The organism is Capnocytophaga sputigena (genome assembly GCF_900446695.1).
In the GTDB taxonomy this organism is placed as follows: domain Bacteria; phylum Bacteroidota; class Bacteroidia; order Flavobacteriales; family Flavobacteriaceae; genus Capnocytophaga; species Capnocytophaga sputigena.
The window spans coordinates 1-19,143 of the sequence record NZ_UAVP01000011.1; the positions used below are offsets into that span (position 1 = coordinate 1).

The window sequence follows — 19,143 nt, forward strand, 5'->3', positions numbered from 1 at the left end:
TAATAAGCCTATCCTTCGGAGCTCTTTTTCTAATATCATTAAAAAAATTGGTCATTCCGTTTACTCCTGCGTCTTTATTAGTTGCTGTAAAACAACCTACAGACCCCATAGTACTTCCTGACGAATTTAAAGCTCCTCCTATGTGAATCATCACTTCGGAAGCATAATTTCTGTCTTTTCGTCTATAAAAATCCCACGACTTATCACTTGGTAAAGATACGGGGTATGCTTTCAACTTATTATCTCCCTTTGAATTCTTAAGAGCAAATGCATTGGCCCCATGATAATTAGGGACAACGGCAACTTTAAATTCGAATTCATCCATAGGTTCAAAAGCTGAATTTATAACATTTAGATATTCTTGCTCTATTACCTTATTATCCAAGTTTCTTTTAATTTTCTTTCTGGTTATAGGGTTATCTGTATCCATAATTGGTGCATCGCGAGTTACATGGTATATATTTTTACTTTTACTTTTGTTATCTTCAACTACTACTTTGTAATAGTCCACATCTAATTGTATCCGTTTTCCAGAATTGCTATATGCTTCACTTCCTATCACACCTATTTTTGTTTTTCCTAAGGAAATGTTAGTAATAGTTATAGTTACGATAGTTTCCTCCTGCTTATCATCAACGCTTTCTTCCCAAAACTTCTCTTCCTCCTGAAAACTCATTCCGTAGCCTGTTTCCAATTCCATACGCTGAAATAATTCCTGAGGGTTTACCAATGGATTTATTTGTCGTTGAATTTCTTTATTGACATTTTTGAAATTTTGGGCACTGGCTTCGGTTCGTTGTCCGTGATCGATAATTTCAATGCAAGGAGTTCCCGCTATAGCACATACGGCTTTGCTATCTTCTAACAAGATATTGCCTCCATTGCTAAGGGTTACTTTGTTGTAGAAATCCTTCCACTCTGTAATCACTGGTTTACAAGGCGGCGGGGGATTTCCTCCTATTTTCAAGCAGTTGCCAAAAGTGTTTTTCTCTAAGGTTGCTCCTCCTATCTCTTTAGTGGTGGCAATGCGCTTTTTGGAAGCGTCCTTATCGTTTGCATATTCCTTGTCGTGAGAAAGGACTTTTAGCGTATCGGGAGCTTGCCCGTATTGGCATTTACAAATAGCTCCTTGTACTACAATATGTTTTTCTGCCATAACGAGTGTTTTTATTTTAGTTTATCTTTGATACTTACCCAAGTGGTATTTTGTTCTTGATATACACTATTCTTAGGATCTCTCAAAATTATTTTTTCATCGACTGTATTAGCTATCATTACCGTTACTTTTTTCTCGGTAGCTAAACCTATACTCACCTCAAGTTGTAATGCCTCGGGCATACCATTATTGGGATTTAGAAAATAGCTGCCATACAACTGTCCTTCTGATTTTGTACCCATAACTCCTTCTTCCTCATTGGGGAAGAGATAACCGTTTATAAAATCCTCTTTAGAACGCTTGTCGTCTAAAGAACCTTTGATTTCTAAATGCAATAAGTTATACTCATCTAAGGCTTCGGCTAATTTTAGTTGTGCTTTATAGTTAGGTTCTTTGGTATTTTTTACAATAGGATAATGAATATCTTTTTCAAAAATATTGCTCTGAGTGAAATTTTCGCTATAACCTAAAAATAAGGTTCGCAAAAAGAAATCGCCTGATAGATACAACATCAATAAACTGGGTTCTTTAAGTATATCTTCTATTTTTTTGAGGTACGAGGTTACCACCTCTCCTGTAAACTCTTTAAGTACTTCTTCTTTTACTGTTTTCCAACGTTCTCTGTACTTATTATAAGTGGCGATATCTACCAGTTCGGCTTTATCACTTACCAAAATGTGCATTGGATAGAGCACTTTTGAGGTTTTATATGCCAATACATCTGCAATGAGATTGGTTTCCTCTTCATTGATGTATATTTTTGAGTTTCTGTCGATTTCAAAAATGTGATATTCCTCATATTTTTGTATCCATTTGACAGCAACTTCATATTTCAACTCGTCTTTTTTGCCTGCTTCTTCTATGGTGATTGTTACTCCATATTGATACCGACAATGATGTGGGTTGTATGATAAAATAGGTTTTTTGGCTGTTGGAGTAATATTTTTGTTGGTGTTTTCAGGGGCGGACTGAGGTATAAATATTTTTTTGTGATGTGTGAGTTTCTCTTCTATCAAATCTGACAGTTCACAATAGGTGTTATGATACCTACGAAGAGCTTCTACTGAAATGTGGTACTTTTCAGCAATGCTTTGTAAGGTTTCACCTTTTTGTACTATGTGTAATTTATGAGTGCTCAATTTTTATTTTCATCCAATTAATACTAACTCTATATGATAAGGATTGTAAATTGTTTCATAAATAGTTAGAATGAATACATATTTTCATCATCTCCGTTGATTCCATAGCCTATTTTAATATATTCCAAAACATTATCGCTATATTGAAGACTGCAAAGAATATAATGCCCTTGTTCTTCACAGAAATTTTTTCGATAATCATCCCAAAACTCGCCGTCTCCTTCCGTTTTCCCGTGTTCGTTAATCAAATTCATATTTACATCACGAAAAGTAAACTTATTAACCCCTAAGGCTCTGCGATTTTTATTAAACTCTTTTAGAGACATTCCTGCCTTTACCTCTGCCCCATCTATGGTAACTGATTTATCATATATATTGTAGGGTAGGAAAAAGAATTCTTTTAAAATTCTAATATTGGTATACCCTTCTCCTTGCTTATAATTTAGTTTATTCCCAAACCTCATCATGAGTAAGATTGTATTTCTCTTCATATTTTTCCATTGCTTCAAGGTAATCTGTTGGGATAAAAGACAATTTTTCCTTTCTCCCAGCAGGGCTATCTAAGTTGGCATAAAAGATATAGAGAACATCGTATTTTCTTGTTTTAGGTGAAGGGTCATAAGGCTCACCAGCAACAGCAAAATTAACTATAGATATACCTAAATTGTCCCAAATAAAAATACGTCCAAACGACTCTTTTCTAGAAACTTTACCAAATATCTTCTCCCATTCTTCAATGGGTTTGCCAAAGGGCAATGGTTTCCCTTTATACAAAGCACTACACTCTGTAATTTGAAAATCTGTATTTATCATTTGTTTTTTTTCTTGTCCACAGGATAAGCAGACTACACTTATAGCTAAAAATATTACTAATTGTTTCATAAATAGTTAGAATGAATACATATTTTCATCATCTCCGTTGATTCCATAGCCTATTTTAATATATTCCAAAGCATTATCGCTATATTGAAGACTGCAAAGAATATAATGCCCTTGTTCTTCACAGAAATTTTTTCGATAATCATCCCAAAACTCGCCGTCTCCTTCCGTTTTCCCGTGTTCATTAATCAAATTCATATTTACATCACGAAAAGTAAACATATTAATCCCTAAGGCTCTACGATTTTTATTAAACTCTTTTAGAGACATTCCTGCCTTTACCTCTGCCCCATCTATGGTAACTGATTTATCATATATATTGTAGGGCAGGAAAAAGAATTCTTTTAAAATTCTAATATTGGTATACCCTTCTCCTTGCTTATAATTTAGTTTATCCCAAACCTCATCATGAGTAAGATTGTATTTCTCTTCATATTTTTCCATTGCATCACTACAATAACTTGGGGCAAAAGACAATTTTTCCTTTCTTCCAGCAGGGCTATCTAAGTTGGCATAAAAGATATAGAGAACATCGTATTTTCTTGTTTTAGGTGAGGGGTCATAAGGATCGCTATTAGTAGTCGTAGGATTCTCTATAGCTATACCTAAATCGTCCCAAATATAAACACATTCATACTGTTTTCTTGAAACTTTACCAAATATCTTCTCCCATTCTTCAATGGGTTTGCCAAAGGGCAATGGTTTCCCTTTATACAAAGCACTACACTCTGTAATTTGAAAATCTGTATTTATCATTTGTTTTTTTTCTTGTCCACAGGATAAGCAGACTACACTTATAGCTAAAAATATTACTAATTGTTTCATTTGCTAAAGTATTTTTTTATTTCCTTTATTTTATTTAACCATTTGCTTATTTCTCTTTTTGCTATCTTATGTGTATGTGTTGCAATAGTAGGCTCGCAGAGTTTTTCTAATTTGGTTTTATTCTCTTTAGCCCAGTCGGAAACTTTTTTCTCCATATATTTTTAGGACAGAAGCTTCATCATACTCTTGTGAGCTCGAAAAACGTATAATTTGTTTATTAGGACTACTTTCCAACGTATAATATAGTACTGGTAGACCATTGCTAAACTTTTCTTTACTCTCATAAGCATAATATTTTACAAAACTTTGATGAGTAGTTTTACAAGATGAAACACAAAAAAGTAATAATATAAAAATAGTTTTTATTAAATATTTTCTTGAAAATCCTATATTTTGCATTTCTTTCCATTGCCATTGATAAAAGGTTTTACGCAAGAAATCAGTATTAGGATTTCTGTTTTCGTATTGTTCGTAATCCATAAAATTTTCTAATGTTGTAGATTGTTCTTTTATTTCCATTTGATTGCAGTATCCTTAGGGAATTTAGAATAATCTATTTTCTTTACTCTTTTCATCTGAGGAGGAAACCAAAAATTTGTATTCCAAATAAGTACTTCTTTTGCTTCTTTACTAATCAATTTATTTAATTGATTAGTATCATACCTAAGCTTGATTTCTTCACTTCGATACTTCACATATAACTTACTAAAAATAGTATCTTTAGTTCCCACATTATAAGTCACATACTGGTCATTAATATCTTTATAAAAGCTAACTAAAGACGTTCCAAGATCTATTGAATAAATTCTTATCATAGGAGTAATAGGATAGTTTATAGGATCTGAAAATTGCAATATGGTCTCTCCTGCAGATGTATATATTAAAGCATAGTATTGTACAGATGTTTTGTTTTCCTCTATATTTTCATATACATAATATTCATCTTGAATCTTATAAAAAGATTTACAAGATAAGAAAACAGAGAAAAATATTAGTATTGAAATTGTTTTTAAAAAACTATTTGAAAATCCTATATTTTGCATTTTCTTCCATTGCCATTGATAAAAGGTTTTTCGCAAGAAATTTTTATTATTCTCAATGCTATTTTCGTATTGTTCGTAATCCATAAAATTTTCTAATTAATCACAAATTTTCTTTTTTATAGGAAGTATCATTATTTATTGAAAAATTTCTTCATAACTTTCATACTTCTTTTAGGGAATTTAGACTCATCTATTTTCTTTACTCTTTTCATTTCAGGAGGGAACCAAAGGCAAAAAGTGTTAAAATTTTCTTTTAGTATATAGTCATCTGATTCATCAATAATTTTTCTACTCAACTCATAAAATTGTTGTTTACTATATTTAAATCTAAGTGTAGCCTTTTGATCTTCTACAAAATATAGTTTTCTAAAAATTGTGTCTTGCACAAGAGATACATTAGTTGTAAGAGAAGAATCTATCCAAAAGAAAAAAGCATCTTCTTCTGTAGTAGATATTTCTATGATAGTTCCACTATCACAATTTGTATAGTCAAAAAATCGTAACTTTATAAAATGAGGATCATTATATAGTAAAGCATAGTATTGCATTGGGAGTCCTTGCTCATTTTTCTTCTCACTTTCATATACATAGTATTTGTACTGAGTACTATAAAGTGATTTACAAGATAAGAAAACAGAGAAAAATATTAGTATTGAAATTGTTTTTAAAAAACTATTTGAAAATCCTGTTTCTTGCATTTTCTTCCATTGCCATTGATAAAAGGTTTTTCGCATGAAATCTGTATTAGGATTACTGTTTTTGTATTGTTCGTAATCCATAAAATTTTCTAATGTTGTAGATTGTTTTTTTATTTCCATTTGATTACACTACCTTTAGGAAATTTAGACTCATCAATTCTCCTTACTCTTTTCATCTCAGGAGGAAACCAAAGATCATAAGTGTAAAAACGTTCTTTGAGTAAATAGTCTGCTGTTTCGTTAAAGATTTTTCTACTGAACTCAACATCATTTTTATATCTAAATATCGCTTTTTTAGCATCAATACTATATAATTTTTCAAAGATGGTTTGTTTAAACATAGCAGCTGTACGTGTTTCATAATAAGGTTTTCTTGTGGAACTTGTATCGACACTCCAAGCAAAAAAAGTATAATCTTCACCTGCTTCTATCATTACAAAGATATTATAAGTCATTAAATCCGAAAAACGTATAATGTTTGTTTTGAATCTACGTCCTGACTGATGTTCTAATGTATAATATTGCAAAGGTCTTCCTTCTTTATCTTTCTGTTCACTCTCATAAGCATAGTATTGTTTTTTAATAGAACAAGATGAGAGTAACAAAAGTACGAGCAAGGTAAGGATTTTTAAGACTTCTTTAATCCCTGCTTCCTGCATTTCTTTCCATTGCCATTGATAAAAGGTCTTTCGCAAGAAATTTTTATTATTCTCAATGCTATTTTCGTATTGTTCGTAATCCATAAAATTTTCTAATGTTGTAGATTGTTCTTTGTATTTTGGGTATTCCACTGTTTTAGTACTTGCTTTAGGTTTCTCTGCTTGGACTATTTTTAACTTATTTTTTTCTTCACTTATTCTATCTTCTGAATTTTGTTTTTTATTCTCTAATGAAATTATAAGTGTTTCTACATCTTCTTCTACAATTTCACTTTCTTCTTTGTTTATAATATCATTTATTGTTTTTTCAAAAATTTCTACTGAAAGATTTGGGTTAGTCGAAAATACTATGTATTTACATATTATTTCATAGTAACTTCTCAGTTCTTTTAACAGCAGATATCCTTGTTTTCCTATTTTCTTTCTTCGGCAAAAATTCTTTTCTTCTTCAATATTCTTTATAATTTCTTCAAAATTTTTAATTTCTTGTTCTATGTTATTCTTTTCTGATCCTATTTCATTCTCATCATCTTCTTGCCCTTTTATATATACTCCTAACTTATCACTAAAAGTATGCTCTAATTCAAGAGCATGGCCTAACTCGTGAGCAATAGTTGCAAAAGCTTTTTCATCAGCGTTTATGAAAGCTTCTTTAAAAATATGAGATACTCCAGATCCTATTTTAGAATAAGCTAATGTCTTTCTATCAGGATTCCCTGCTGTAAGAATATCCTTAGTGAAAAAAGCGTGTAATTTCCCTTTTTTATCTAAAGATATATTTGATTGCATTTGTAGATAAGCTTCTTCTTCTTTTTTCCACTCTTCAAATAGAGTTGTGATATTTTCTTTTTCCCATATCGTTTTTACCATTTTCTTGGAATGGCATTTGTACACTCTCTTTAATTTATCTCCTCTTTCATATTTGTAATATTTTTTTAATTCATTTATGAAGTTTTGTTTCTTTTTATCCGCTCTCTCTTTTTGATTTTGTTTGTTTTGGAGGTTATTAAGTCTTGCAACGTATCTATTTTCTACTAAAATACTATATTCTGAAGCTTTACTTTGATCCTTTTTTTTGTTTAATTTATTTAATTCATCTTTGTTATTATTTAATTCATCATTGTCATCATTAGCTCCCATTTTTAAATATGTATTTCCATCTTTTGTATAAAAAAGACCTTTACCTTCGAACTCTTGTTTTGAAAAGGTAACTTGCTTAATAGTAGAGGCTAAGGTGATGTGTATGTATGCTTGGTTGAGAGATTTTGTATTTAAAAAATTCACCAGTTCTATAAAGAAATTATTATCTATAGTAGTAGGCAAATCATTTGCTATATCCTTATTTGCACTACCAAAAATAATTTCTATGGGTTGCAAAGTAGTTTGGTAAACAACAGCGTTGGCTTTTATTATTAATTGCCCTAAAACTTGACCTTCATCAACAGATTTAGCAATTAGCTTTATATCCTTTTTGAAAGGAGCATTACATTTTATAGAAATAGGCATAGCTTCTTTTCCTATTTCCAAGTCTAATTTATTAGGAGAAATTACTATTTCATTTTTTAAATTTTCTCCTTCTAAACTAAACACAATAGTTGCTTTAGTAGCTCTCTCGTTTTTCTTGCTTATATCGGTTGCTTTATTTGCTTTTACAAAGAGGGTTACTTCATTTTTTTTCTTGATTGTTTTTCCGTCCACTTTAATTTCAGGAGGCCAAATGCTCAAATAGGGGCATAGGTATACTTTTTCTTTTCCATAGGTATTTTCTGAAGTTAAGACGGTTCTTATTTTCTCATATTCTGAAAAAAGCCCTTCAGCACAAACTTTAGAGTCAAATCTATCAAAACCAAACTCTCCGTTGTATTGAGTGTCTAATTTTCCATATTTACCTTCAGAATGTTCACGAGAACGATAGAAATCAATACAAGCAATAAATTTTTCATTCTGATGACCAACCACTTCTGCGATGTATTCACCAGTTTCGTTACCTTGCTCACCGCTCCATATATTGCATTCTCCTGCAGAGAAAGAAATGTCGCCATCGAAAGCGTGGAGCACGGTGTTTCCCTTGCTCGTCCATTTGATATTTCCTTCACATATAGTTATTTTGCTCATCGCTTTTTTCTTTTATATGTTAGTTGTCCATAGTTTGTTCTCCACTAAAACGCTGTGTTTTACCAGAGGCTTTAGCTCGCATATTATGCTTAGACTCAATACCCATATCATTAGATGATATTTTTCGTTCTTGGTCGGTGTGGGAATCTATACTTCCTGAGATATGTTCAATCATATCACCCGTAACTTCTACAGAGAAATTTTGGCTTATTGTAGTTCTCTTATCTTTGGTGATAGTCTCTATATGGTCTTGACCTGCCTCTGTTTTAATGTTTTGAGAAGCATTTAGCTCGAAGTTTTTGCACCTTATACTTATTGTTTCGGGGGCAGAAATCTCTATATTTTTGCCTTGGGTATCGAATCTTAAGGTATTACCGTTTTTGTCGGATAGCAAAATGCTTTCGTCTTCGGTGAAGACGAGTTTGTGTCCGCTGCGGGTTTGTATAGCTTTGATATCGTTGTTTGTGTTGTGGAAAGGACTGTATTCCTTGCCGTTGTAGTTGCTTCCTACTACAAAGGGGCGTTCGGCGTTTTGGTCTTCAAAGTCTACCCATACCTCTTCGCCTATTTCGGGGATGAAGTAAAAGCCTTTGCCACCTCCTGCGTGGGGTTGTACTACTCGTATCCAAGGGGTTTGAGCTTGGTATTTTTCTTGCCAGATAAACTGTACGCGTACGCGCCCTAAGCCCTTAGGGTCGTTATTGTCCACTACTCTGGCTATTTGCTGTTCAGCTCGTGGGAGGGCTCCTTCATCATAATAGTAAGCGATATATACATCAGGAATGGCAATGAACTCGTTGTAATACTCATCACCTGATTGATAGTGTTTGATATCTATCACTCGGTAGGTTTCCATTGGCTTGCCATTGATGTCTTTGAGTTTTACAAAGCCCCCTATGCGCACGTGGGGGTTGCGACTTTTGCCTCGCACTTGCATCAGCTGTTCACGGCTTTCTTTCTCACGGCGTACTACATCTTTTAAATAATCACCTCTGAACTGTTCGGGTATGGCTACATAAGGCATCTCGGGCACTTTGGTAAAGACTTTGTTTGAGGCTTTGATAGCTGCAAACTGAAAAGGATTTACCTTGTCCTGCAAGTGTACTTCTTGGGTCTTTTTTTGTTCGGTACCTGCTGTTTCGGCATCATAGGACAAATAGGTGAAGTTTTGAGGCTTGATCATTAGTTCAAACTCTACATCGATCATATCATCTCCTTCAAAAAGCTCTACTGTGTTCTGTGCTTCGTTGCTGAAAATGAGCTGGGTGCCATTGTAGTAGAAAAACTCGCCATAACGGCGGGCTAACCTACTGATAAAGTGATAATCGGATTCTTTGTATTGTACCACATAAGGAATTTTATACTTGGTATTGATCATTCCTTCGGTATTTACCTTGGCTTCTTGAGGGTATTCAGTAGTGGCTTCGGCGATGATTTCAGGGAGGGTTTTGTTCTCATACGACTGACAGTCTTTACCATTTTCTAAAATGATACTTGGTGCATAGCCAGAGATATAGAGCCTGCCGTGTCCGCCTCCTTCGTCTTTGCGGTTGCGGATATTGGCTATAATTCCTTTGAAAGATTGTACAATACTTCCGTGATGATGGAAATGAATAGTAATGTTCTCTCCTAAAAGATCTTTGGAGTTTTTCATCACTTGCCCTGTGAAGTCGTCGATAGCTGTATCATTGACCACAATGGTAAATTCGTCGTGGGCATTGGTGTGCTGTGAAAGTTGTAAAGAAAAAGTGGCAGTGTCTAAAAATCCTTTACCATTGAGGGAAAGGGTAATCATCACTACAGGATTATCTTTATCTTTCAAGAAATCTTGAAAACTTTTCACCGAAGCAAATTTTGCAAAGGTTTTGGGGTCGTTCACACGACCTGGTACAGATGAGGTGTTGTTATTCATAAGATTCTTTTTTACGGATGAAATTTGAGATTACAAATTTAAATACCCATTTTCCATTGTTTGTTATGTGGTACTCCATTTACAATGAGTTGCTGAGCAGATAGAACAAGTTCAATTTGCAAGGGTTCTGTGCTATTAGCATTAAAGTCTTCTGTAAAACTTATACAGAAAGCTTTTTTAAAAGAAAGTTCCTGCAATTTGCTCATTGCATCTCTACGATAGTAAATAATCTTACCATCTTTGGTTTCACTAACGCTATTCATCCATTTGAACAAGTCAGGTTCTCCTGTACTTTCCAAACGAATAAAGATCTCACCACCTCTTGGCATTCCTTTAGGTAGTCCTGTTTGATCTACATCTTGTGTAAAATTATATTTACAAGCTAATACATTGTAGGTTTTACCTTCTAATTCTAATTTAACTTTGAATGACATATTCTTTTTATTTTATGAATTAAACTTAGTTCTTTTTGTTTTTTACAAAAATTGGGCAGCACTCTAAAGCTTATATGTAGCGGTAGTAAAGTTTTTAAAGCTCTATGGTTTTATAGAGGGTTCTGAGACACTACATTTATTCCATTATTCATATCTTTGAAAGCTTCTTTTGCAAAATATTTTCTCATATTTTCAGAAAAATAAGTAGAGACAAAAGGTAGGAAGAATAGAGAACCTTCACCTGCTTTCCTCAACATTCCATAAAAAGATCTTTTAATATCAATTTGATTTTGAGCAATTGCATTTCGAACTGCTTTGGTTGTAGATTTTAATTTGTTATTACGGCGAGAGGAATCTCTAAAATCACTAAACATAGATTTTCTTAAATCTTTTCCATAAGTATTTTTATCAATTTCGCTTAAAAATTTTTGAAATTCAGTGCTATTTTTTAATTGATTAGTAGTATAGTTACTAAATTTGTTTAACTGACCCTGTGCATAAGAGTTATTAGAAGTTATTTTACCTTGTTTAACAGCATCTTTGAAACTTTCAAGACTCGCAATATCATTTAAGTCAGAGGGGTTGGGAAATTTTGAATAATCTGAAATAGGATTTTTATCAGGGAAAAACATATTCTTATCTACAGATTCATTCATATTTTGATATACTAGATTATCAGAAAGCTCTTCATCTCTACGCATATATCCTCTTTGAGCATATTGAATAGACCAAGTAACTCCTAAACCTATTGCATTTGTACGTAAAACTTTAAATACTCCCTTTGTTGAAAAAGCTTCAGGCAACAATAAACCTGTAAAAAATGATACAATTACATTTATTCCAATTTCAGTATAATTGTTATTTCTAATCTCCACCGAAGCTTTACAAGCTAATGAATAACTAAAGAAAGGTTTTAAAACACCTCCATTATTACAACTGAGCATTGACATTTGGGTTATAGCATTATAGCCGTCAAATTTTGTAGTAGAATGAGGTAAGATCCAACCATTACCACTTTGCATTGGAGAAGTACAACTATGAGTGATTTGTAAAAAAGTAATCCCCAAGCCAAGTGCAAAAAAGAATATTCCCCATCCAAGAGGGGTAGAAAATAATAACGCTGCAGCTATTAAACCTGCTCCAAAAGCAAGAAAAGAAGCGCCTAGATTAACAGGAGACTTACAAGTAAAATTAGATTTTAATTTTCTATCTTCCACTGTAAGCAAAGGATTCCCATTATGAAAAACAGAAACCTCCCCACGACTTGTGATAAATTCTCTTGGTGTAGCATTTAGTTGATTAGTACAGACAGCAAAAGTGCCTTTAGGTATATATGATATACTCATAAGAATGATAAATATTACAAGGTGAATATAAAATAAATAGCAAACACAATAAATAATACAATAGAAATGAGAGCAAGATAAACTATAGTGTGAGTGCCGAACATAAAAAGTATAGGTATCAAGTCTAACGTTATTCTTCTATCTACTTTGTTATGCGTCTTTATAGTTTCAATACATTGTTTTAATAGCATCTTTTCTTTTTCGCTAGGCTTTCCCATTATATTAGCTTTTTTAACAGTTACCATAACGATACTATTATTGAATCTCACGATATTTTCCATAACTCTAGGAAACCTATATTCATATATTTTTAAGCTTTTCAACACTATTCTCTTTCCATCTAAAACAAAAAACATTTTATCATCTGTTATTTCAACAACCAGATTTTTACTTAATAGAACTTGTATTTTGTAATAAAAAAAATACATTAAGATAAAAAAAATCACAGTTATTCCCATCGAATGAAGATAGAAATAAACTAGAACAGTTGCAAGAGACATTAAAAACATAATAATTTGTGTTGTTATTAATGGATAAACTTGTATTTGATTGTTTTCTGTTTTTTGAATTTTATGCTTGCTCATATAGTTTTATTCTAGGAAAACATTTCTTTAAAAAAGTCAAACCAATGTGTATTATCTGTGAAAAGAGCTATTAAATAAAGAATTGCTAATAGTATGATAATAAATGGTACGACATCAATTAATAAATTGATACTCAAAGGCACTAAATCAATTCTTTCTTTTTAGTATTATTGCCAATAATATCTTGCAACTCTTCTATTTTTGATTTATACTGTTTTGCGACCTCTTTGCTAAAAGGATTTTTCGAGTAAATAAAATATAATGTACCTTCAATACGCAATATGCGCCCTATTTTACCTTTCAAACTTTTGAGATAAAAAATCTTTACTTTTTCAAATTCAGTTAATAATTGCTCGTTATTGCGTGTGTAAATAAACTCTCGTTGATTTTTTTTATTTACTTCAATAATAAGCTTTCTACTTCTTAGTTTAACATATCCTAAAGTACATAAAACCACCATAGGAAGATATAAACGAATAACTATACCCCACCATTTCTGAAGTTCAGATGTATAGAACATTGGTAGATGGAACAAAATAATAAATATTATAAAAACAATAATCCCCTCCCATAAGGATATTGACCAAAATTCAAATGTTTTTGATTTGGAAGATAGACTCATAATAAAGATTTTAAAAAGTCAAACCAATGCAAATTATCTGTAAAAAGGGCAATAAAGAAAATAAGTGCAAAAGAAAGACATATAAGTAGTGTGCCGTAAATAGTCCAGATAATTATAAATGGTATCCAATCAATAGGTTTGCGGTTAGGATTATTGCCAATTACACTTTGTAACTCTTTAATATTCAAATCGTATTCCTTTATATTTTCTTTACTAAAATCTTCTGTATAAATATAAAACAGTTCGTTTTTAATTCGTATCATAGACGCTGTTCTACGTTTATATAACCTTATATAAAAAATTTTGTTTTCGTTACAAGGAACTACTAATGATTTATTATTGATTCTGCAATTAAGTTTATCATTATCAATTATTTCAATAGAAAGTTTTTTAGACCTTATACGACAATATCCCAAAGCACAAAAGCACAACAAAGGAACATATATACGGATAATGATGCCTGCCCATTTTGGAAAATAAAGAGAGGGGAAAACAAACAAAAAAGTAAACACCAAAAAAACGGCAAAGCTCTCCCGCAAAGGCAATACTGAAAATTTAAATGTTTTTGATTGGGTAGATACACTCATAATAAAGATTTTAGAAAGTCAAACCAATGTGTATTATCTGTGAAAAGAGCTATTAGAATAATTATCCATAAATAAAAATAGCAATTATGTAAAACATACCTACTATTCCCGCTAAAGCACCTCCTAAGACTAAAATATTGAAAAAGAAATTCATTGCAATAGGCACAATATCAACCCATTTATTTTTCGATTTACTATTAATAATATTCCTTAAAATCTCTACTTCTGAATTAAATTGTTTGACTTCAAGTTTTTCAGGAAAGGTATTCCCATCGTGGAGTAAGTATAAACAATTATCAATACGTAATATATAACCTATTATTTTAAATAGTAGTTTACCTCTAAAGATTTTTGCATTCTCAAAAAAGCAAGTGTGTGATTCACCATTGATGTCATAAATAAACTGATGTTCTACAACATTTATTTTTATAAAAATTTTTTTACTCCTTTTAGAAAAAAATAAGCCTATTATTATGAGTGCCAAACTCATCATAAATAAAATAAGTAGTGTTGCAGGGTAAATAATCTCTTCTACAAAAATGAATATTATGAAAACAATTGCTATAAAAAGAAAAATACACTCCCATACAGAAATTGCAAAAAAACTTAATTCTTTATCTTGATTTGTTTGTTTTTTGATAGTATTGTCTTTTTTCTTTCTAAAATTCATTTTTATAGGCGTTTAGGTTATATAATTCTTACAATTCTACTTGTTTAATATCAAATTGGGTGATACACTCAAAATTATTTTTAATTTTCTCATCTAACAATACCTTACCATCTAATAATACTCCAGTACTTTTGCTTAAAGTATAAGTGATTCTATATATATAATCATAGTCGGTAAAGGAATATTTTAGCATTGGTTTATATATTTCATTGTATTGTTTTTCTAATTCTTCTGTAGAGATTTTATTCTTTTCTAAATTACCAACAAGCCTAAAAACTATTGTATTCTCATCTTCAGATACGATTGTTTTATTAACTTTTACTGTTATTTCTTGATTAGGAAATAACTGAGAGACTTGAGAAAAAGTGTAACCTTCTATTTTTTCTCCCCTATTGGCTTTTAAAAAAATATGGTAGAAAAGATTTTTACAAAGAACCTCTTTAAATTTTGATTCATTTGAAAACTCTATATTGCCCATTTTGATAAAATCGCGAGCTGATTCTTCACTTTGTGCTTTTATTTGGTTGAAAAAATTGATGTTAGGTAATTCATTCTTTTTGAATCTTATCCACTCCCGTTCTATTTGTTTGAAATTGATTATTTTATCAATATCACCATTAGTATCTAATATCAGTTTTATATTGTTTTTAAAAAATTCTATGGGTTTAACTAACTCAAAAGATACTTCTAATTCATTAGGATTGACTTGAGGAATATAGTCTTCTAACAATATATGTAGAGCTTTGTAAAGTTTTTCTTTAGCTTCTGAAAGCAAATATTGTGTTTTGATTGTAGATGAAAAAGTAATGTTATCTAAAACTTTAGTAATATTAGTTTGTTCACATCTAAATCTTGCAATTTTTTCAAAAGAAAGAGAATCTTCTTTTACAATCTTTCCCACTATGACAGGAGCATTTTCTTGAGGTATTTTCAATTGTTGTAAACAACCTACTATTTCATCTCCCCAAAAAGATTTAAAGAATCTTACATTAGGGTTAATTTTCTTTATATCTTCAGTTGAAACTCTGTGTTTTTCTGCAATATCTTCAAGTTTTTCATCTGCCTTTACTTCATATATTATATATTCCATAGTTCTTATTTTTAGTTAAGATTTATCTCAAGAGCTTTTACATCAACTATAGTTTTTGACTTAACTGTGAAATCATTACTATCAATTAAAAAAGCTCTATTACTCAAAAAGGTTGTTGAACCAGCAATAGAATTAACATTAATATTTCCATTTTTAATATCGATTTCTAAACCTTCTTTTGAAAGAGAAATTCTGTTATCTCCTACCTGAAAACAGATCCTATTTTCAGTATTCATTAAAATATTTCCTTCAGCATCAATTGCTACATAAGATATGGGAGCTCCTTGTTCATCTGCTCCTACATTGATAATATTACTTTTGTTACTATTGCTAATAATATTACCTCCACCATCAATAGTAATATCCCCGGTACCTCGGTCTGTTATATTTATACTTCCTTGTTTGTCGTTCAATACTATTTTAGTACCTGAGCGGGTGTGTATCACTTTCTTGTCGTTGCCTGCTGTATGGTATTTACTAAATTCCTTGCCGTTGTAGTTGCTGCCTATTACATAAGGGCGTTCGGCATTTTGGTCTTCAAAATCAACTAATACTTCTTCGCCTATTTCGGGGATGAAGTAAAAGCCTTTGTCGGCTCCTGCGTGGGGTTGTACTACGCGTATCCAAGGGGTTTGAGCTTGGTATTTTTCTTGCCAGATAAACTGTACGCGCACGCGCCCTAAGCCTTTAGGGTCGTTGTTATCGGTAACTCGGGCTATTTGCTGTTCGGCTCGTGGGAGGGCTTCTTCATCGTAATAGTAAGCGATATATACATCAGGAATAGCGATAAACTCGTTGTAGTAGTCTTGACCTGATTGATAGTGCTTGATGTCTATCACTCGGTAGGTTTCCATAGGTTTGCTATTGATGTCTTTGAGTTTTACAAAGCCTCCGATGCGCACGTGCGGGTTGCGACTTTTGCCTCGCACTTGCATCAGCTGTTCTCGGCTTTCTTTCTCACGGCGTACTACATCTTTTAAATAATCACCTCTGAACTGTTCGGGTATGGCTACATAAGGCATCTCGGGCACTTTGGTAAAGACTTTGTTTGAGGCTTTGATAGCTGCAAACTGAAAAGGATTTACCTTGTCCTGCAAGTGTACTTCTTGGGTCTTTTTTTGTTCGGTACCTGCTGTTTCGGCATCATAGGACAAATAGGTGAAGTTTTGAGGTTTGATCACTAGTTCAAACTCTACATCGATCATATCATCTCCTTCAAAAAGCTCTACTGTGTTCTGTGCTTCGTTGCTGAAAATGAGCTGGGTGCCATTGTAGTAGAAGAACTCGCCATAACGGCGGGCTAACCTACTGATAAAGTGATAATCGGATTCTTTGTATTGTACCACATAAGGAATTTTATACTTGGTATTGATCATTCCTTCGGTATTTACCTTGGCTTCTTGAGGGTATTCAGTGGTGGCTTCGGCGATGATTTCAGGGAGGGTTTTGTTCTCATACGACTGACAGTCTTTACCATTTTCTAAAATGATACTTGGTGCATAGCCAGAGATATAGAGCCTGCCGTGTCCGCCTCCTTCGTCTTTGCGGTTGCGGATATTGGCTATAATTCCTTTGAAAGATTGTACAATACTTCCGTGATGATGGAAATGAATAGTAATGTTCTCTCCTAAAAGATCTTTGGAGTTTTTCATCACTTGCCCTGTGAAGTCGTCGATAGCTGTATCATTGACCACAATGGTAAATTCGTCGTGGGCATTGGTGTGCTGTGAAAGTTGTAAAGAAAAAGTGGCAGTGTCTAAAAATCCTTTACCATTGAGGGAAAGGGTAATCATCACTACAGGATTATCTTTATCTTTCAAAAAATCTTGAAAACTTTTCACCGAAGCAAATTTTGCAAAGGTTTTGGGGTCGTTCACACGACCTGGGACAGATGAGGTGTTGTTATTCATAAGATTCTTTTTTATGGATGAAATTTGAGATTACAAATTTAAATACCCATTTTCCATTGTTTGTTATGTGGTACTCCATTTACAATGAGTTGCTGAGCAGATAGAACAAGTTCAATTTGCAAGGATTCTGTGCTATTAGCATTAAAGTCTTCTGTAAAACTTACACAGAAAGCCTTTTTAAAAGAAAGTTCCTGCAATTTGCTCATTGCATCTCTACGATAGTAAATAATCTTACCATCTTTGGTTTCACTAACGCTATTCATCCATTTGAACAAGTCAGGTTCTCCTGTACTTTCCAAACGAATAAAGATCTCACCACCTCTTGGCATTCCTTTAGGTAGTCCTGTTTGATCTACATCTTGTGTAAAATTATATTTACAAGCTAATACATTGTAGGTTTTACCTTCTAATTCTAATTTAACTTTGAATGACATATTCTTTTTATTTTATGAATTAAACTTAGTTCTTTTTGTTTTTTACAAAAATTGGGCAGCACTCTAAAGCACTACCCAATTTTCATAAGTCTTACACCCACTCATTTTCGTAGGCACCTGTACCCATTTCTAATTTCCTTGCAGAAATAGTAAAGGATTCAGTGAGGGGTTTTTCTCCTGAGGCATCAAAATGCTCTCGATGTTTTACAAGATAAGCCTCAGTGAATTTCAATTCTTTTAGGGTAGCTTCACTATCTCTTTTTAAGAAAGTGATACTACCGTCTTTACGTTCAAAAGAATTTGTCATCCACTCGAAGAAGTCTGCTTCTCCTGTGCTTTCGACTATTACATCAATTTTTCCACCACGTGTAACGGTAGAAGGACGACCTGTTGCATCTGTTTCTTGGAACAATGCATAACTTACGCTAAGAACATTATATTCTTTGCCAGCTACTTTAAGTTTGGCTTTGAAAGACATACGCTTAAAAATTTAAAAGATTAATAATTACATTAAAAAATCAAAAGAAGATTACACCCATTCATTAGTATGTTTGGCTGTACCCATTTCAATCTCTTTGGCAGAGAGTGTAAAGGTTTCTGTCAGCGGATTATCACCTGCTGCATCGAAATCTTCTTTGTACTTCACGATGTAAGCTTCTTTAAATTTCAGCTCTTTCAAAGTAGCCTCACTGTCTCTTTTGAGGAAGATGATGCTTCCATCCTTGCGTTCGAAGGAGTTGGTCATCCACTCAAAAAGGTCGGTATCACCAGTGCTTTCGACGGTGATAGTAATTTTGCCACCTCTGGTAACCGAAGAAGGTCTACCTGTGACGTCGGTTTCTTGTAACATTCCGTAGTCCACGGAAACGATGTTGCGTTCTTTACCAGCAACATTCAGTTTGCATTTAAACGACATAATTAAAATAAATTAAAATTTAATACTCAATAATACCAATTATGGAAATATATATAAAATGTCTCCAATGCCTTATGTTGGAAGTCTAAACCTTTTTTTTATTGTTTAAGGTGAATCATCCCTT

21 protein-coding genes are annotated in these 19,143 nt (G+C 32.5%); all 21 read right to left on the reverse strand.

Translation table 11 applies throughout. The features are described from left to right. The coding region (locus DR017_RS14535) for a DUF4280 domain-containing protein (RefSeq protein WP_111944748.1) at positions 1–1,156 on the reverse strand (1,156 nt) is incomplete at its 3' end. 11 nt (positions 1,157–1,167) lie between these two features. Then, positions 1,168–2,295: a LysM peptidoglycan-binding domain-containing protein gene (locus DR017_RS12070; protein ID WP_002682169.1), complete on the reverse strand. Its 1,128-nt coding sequence runs from the start codon at positions 2,293–2,295 to the stop codon at positions 1,168–1,170. Between the two features lie 65 nt (positions 2,296–2,360). Further along, complete coding sequence (locus DR017_RS14420) at positions 2,361–2,786, reverse strand: hypothetical protein (protein WP_232501572.1); 426 nt, start codon at positions 2,784–2,786, stop codon at positions 2,361–2,363. Further along, entirely contained in the window at positions 2,743–3,177 is a 435-nt protein-coding gene (locus DR017_RS14425; protein ID WP_002682180.1) for a DUF7738 domain-containing protein, read from the reverse strand. Before DR017_RS14425 ends, DR017_RS14420 begins: the two co-directional genes overlap by 44 nt. A 6-nt stretch (positions 3,178–3,183) precedes the next feature. Next, on the reverse strand, positions 3,184–3,999 hold the full coding sequence (locus DR017_RS12080; protein ID WP_002682181.1) for a DUF7738 domain-containing protein: 816 nt from the start codon (positions 3,997–3,999) through the stop codon (positions 3,184–3,186). A gap of 126 nt (positions 4,000–4,125) precedes the next feature. Continuing rightward, on the reverse strand, positions 4,126–4,518 hold the full coding sequence (locus DR017_RS12085) for a hypothetical protein (RefSeq protein ID WP_040361996.1): 393 nt from the start codon (positions 4,516–4,518) through the stop codon (positions 4,126–4,128). After that, a complete protein-coding gene (locus tag DR017_RS12090; protein WP_002682176.1) occupies positions 4,509–5,126 on the reverse strand; it encodes a hypothetical protein in 618 nt (205 codons plus the stop codon). Before DR017_RS12090 ends, DR017_RS12085 begins: the two co-directional genes overlap by 10 nt. A 47-nt stretch (positions 5,127–5,173) precedes the next feature. Next, a complete protein-coding gene (locus DR017_RS12095) occupies positions 5,174–5,860 on the reverse strand; it encodes a hypothetical protein (protein WP_040361995.1) in 687 nt (228 codons plus the stop codon). Then, positions 5,851–8,514, reverse strand: a complete 2,664-nt coding sequence (locus DR017_RS12100; protein ID WP_002682179.1) for a zinc metalloprotease — start codon at positions 8,512–8,514, stop codon at positions 5,851–5,853. Before DR017_RS12100 ends, DR017_RS12095 begins: the two co-directional genes overlap by 10 nt. Positions 8,515–8,533: 19 nt before the next feature. Next, positions 8,534–10,426: a type VI secretion system Vgr family protein gene (locus tag DR017_RS12105; RefSeq protein WP_232755729.1), complete on the reverse strand. Its 1,893-nt coding sequence runs from the start codon at positions 10,424–10,426 to the stop codon at positions 8,534–8,536. A gap of 38 nt (positions 10,427–10,464) precedes the next feature. Further along, the gene (tssD, locus tag DR017_RS12110) at positions 10,465–10,860 is read right to left on the reverse strand and encodes a type VI secretion system tube protein TssD (RefSeq protein ID WP_088594442.1); all 396 of its coding nucleotides are present in this window, start codon (positions 10,858–10,860) and stop codon (positions 10,465–10,467) included. Between the two features lie 110 nt (positions 10,861–10,970). After that, complete coding sequence (locus tag DR017_RS12115; RefSeq protein WP_002682336.1) at positions 10,971–12,206, reverse strand: hypothetical protein; 1,236 nt, start codon at positions 12,204–12,206, stop codon at positions 10,971–10,973. A 14-nt stretch (positions 12,207–12,220) separates the two neighbouring features. Continuing rightward, positions 12,221–12,790 (reverse strand): hypothetical protein, encoded by a 570-nt coding sequence (locus tag DR017_RS12120; RefSeq protein ID WP_002682341.1) that lies wholly within the window; start codon positions 12,788–12,790, stop codon positions 12,221–12,223. A 142-nt stretch (positions 12,791–12,932) separates the two neighbouring features. Next, a complete protein-coding gene (locus DR017_RS14430) occupies positions 12,933–13,310 on the reverse strand; it encodes a hypothetical protein (protein ID WP_256587582.1) in 378 nt (125 codons plus the stop codon). A 98-nt stretch (positions 13,311–13,408) separates the two neighbouring features. Then, positions 13,409–13,999 carry a hypothetical protein gene (locus tag DR017_RS12130; protein WP_040362039.1) on the reverse strand — a complete coding sequence of 197 codons (591 nt, stop codon included), beginning with the start codon at positions 13,997–13,999 and terminating at the stop codon, positions 13,409–13,411. 61 nt (positions 14,000–14,060) lie between these two features. After that, on the reverse strand, positions 14,061–14,669 hold the full coding sequence (locus DR017_RS12135; RefSeq protein WP_002682328.1) for a hypothetical protein: 609 nt from the start codon (positions 14,667–14,669) through the stop codon (positions 14,061–14,063). Between the two features lie 28 nt (positions 14,670–14,697). Then, positions 14,698–15,759 (reverse strand): LysM peptidoglycan-binding domain-containing protein, encoded by a 1,062-nt coding sequence (locus DR017_RS12140; RefSeq protein WP_002682339.1) that lies wholly within the window; start codon positions 15,757–15,759, stop codon positions 14,698–14,700. 11 nt (positions 15,760–15,770) lie between these two features. Next, on the reverse strand, positions 15,771–17,669 hold the full coding sequence (locus tag DR017_RS12145; RefSeq protein ID WP_232755728.1) for a type VI secretion system Vgr family protein: 1,899 nt from the start codon (positions 17,667–17,669) through the stop codon (positions 15,771–15,773). 38 nt (positions 17,670–17,707) lie between these two features. Next, positions 17,708–18,103, reverse strand: coding sequence for a type VI secretion system tube protein TssD (gene tssD, locus DR017_RS12150; protein ID WP_095909087.1), 396 nt, complete (start codon positions 18,101–18,103; stop codon positions 17,708–17,710). Positions 18,104–18,194: 91 nt separating this feature from the next. Next, positions 18,195–18,581, reverse strand: coding sequence for a type VI secretion system tube protein TssD (tssD, locus tag DR017_RS12155; protein WP_016479764.1), 387 nt, complete (start codon positions 18,579–18,581; stop codon positions 18,195–18,197). A 51-nt stretch (positions 18,582–18,632) separates the two neighbouring features. Further along, positions 18,633–19,019 (reverse strand): type VI secretion system tube protein TssD, encoded by a 387-nt coding sequence (tssD, locus tag DR017_RS12160; protein WP_009411176.1) that lies wholly within the window; start codon positions 19,017–19,019, stop codon positions 18,633–18,635. Positions 19,020–19,143 lie beyond the last annotated feature (124 nt).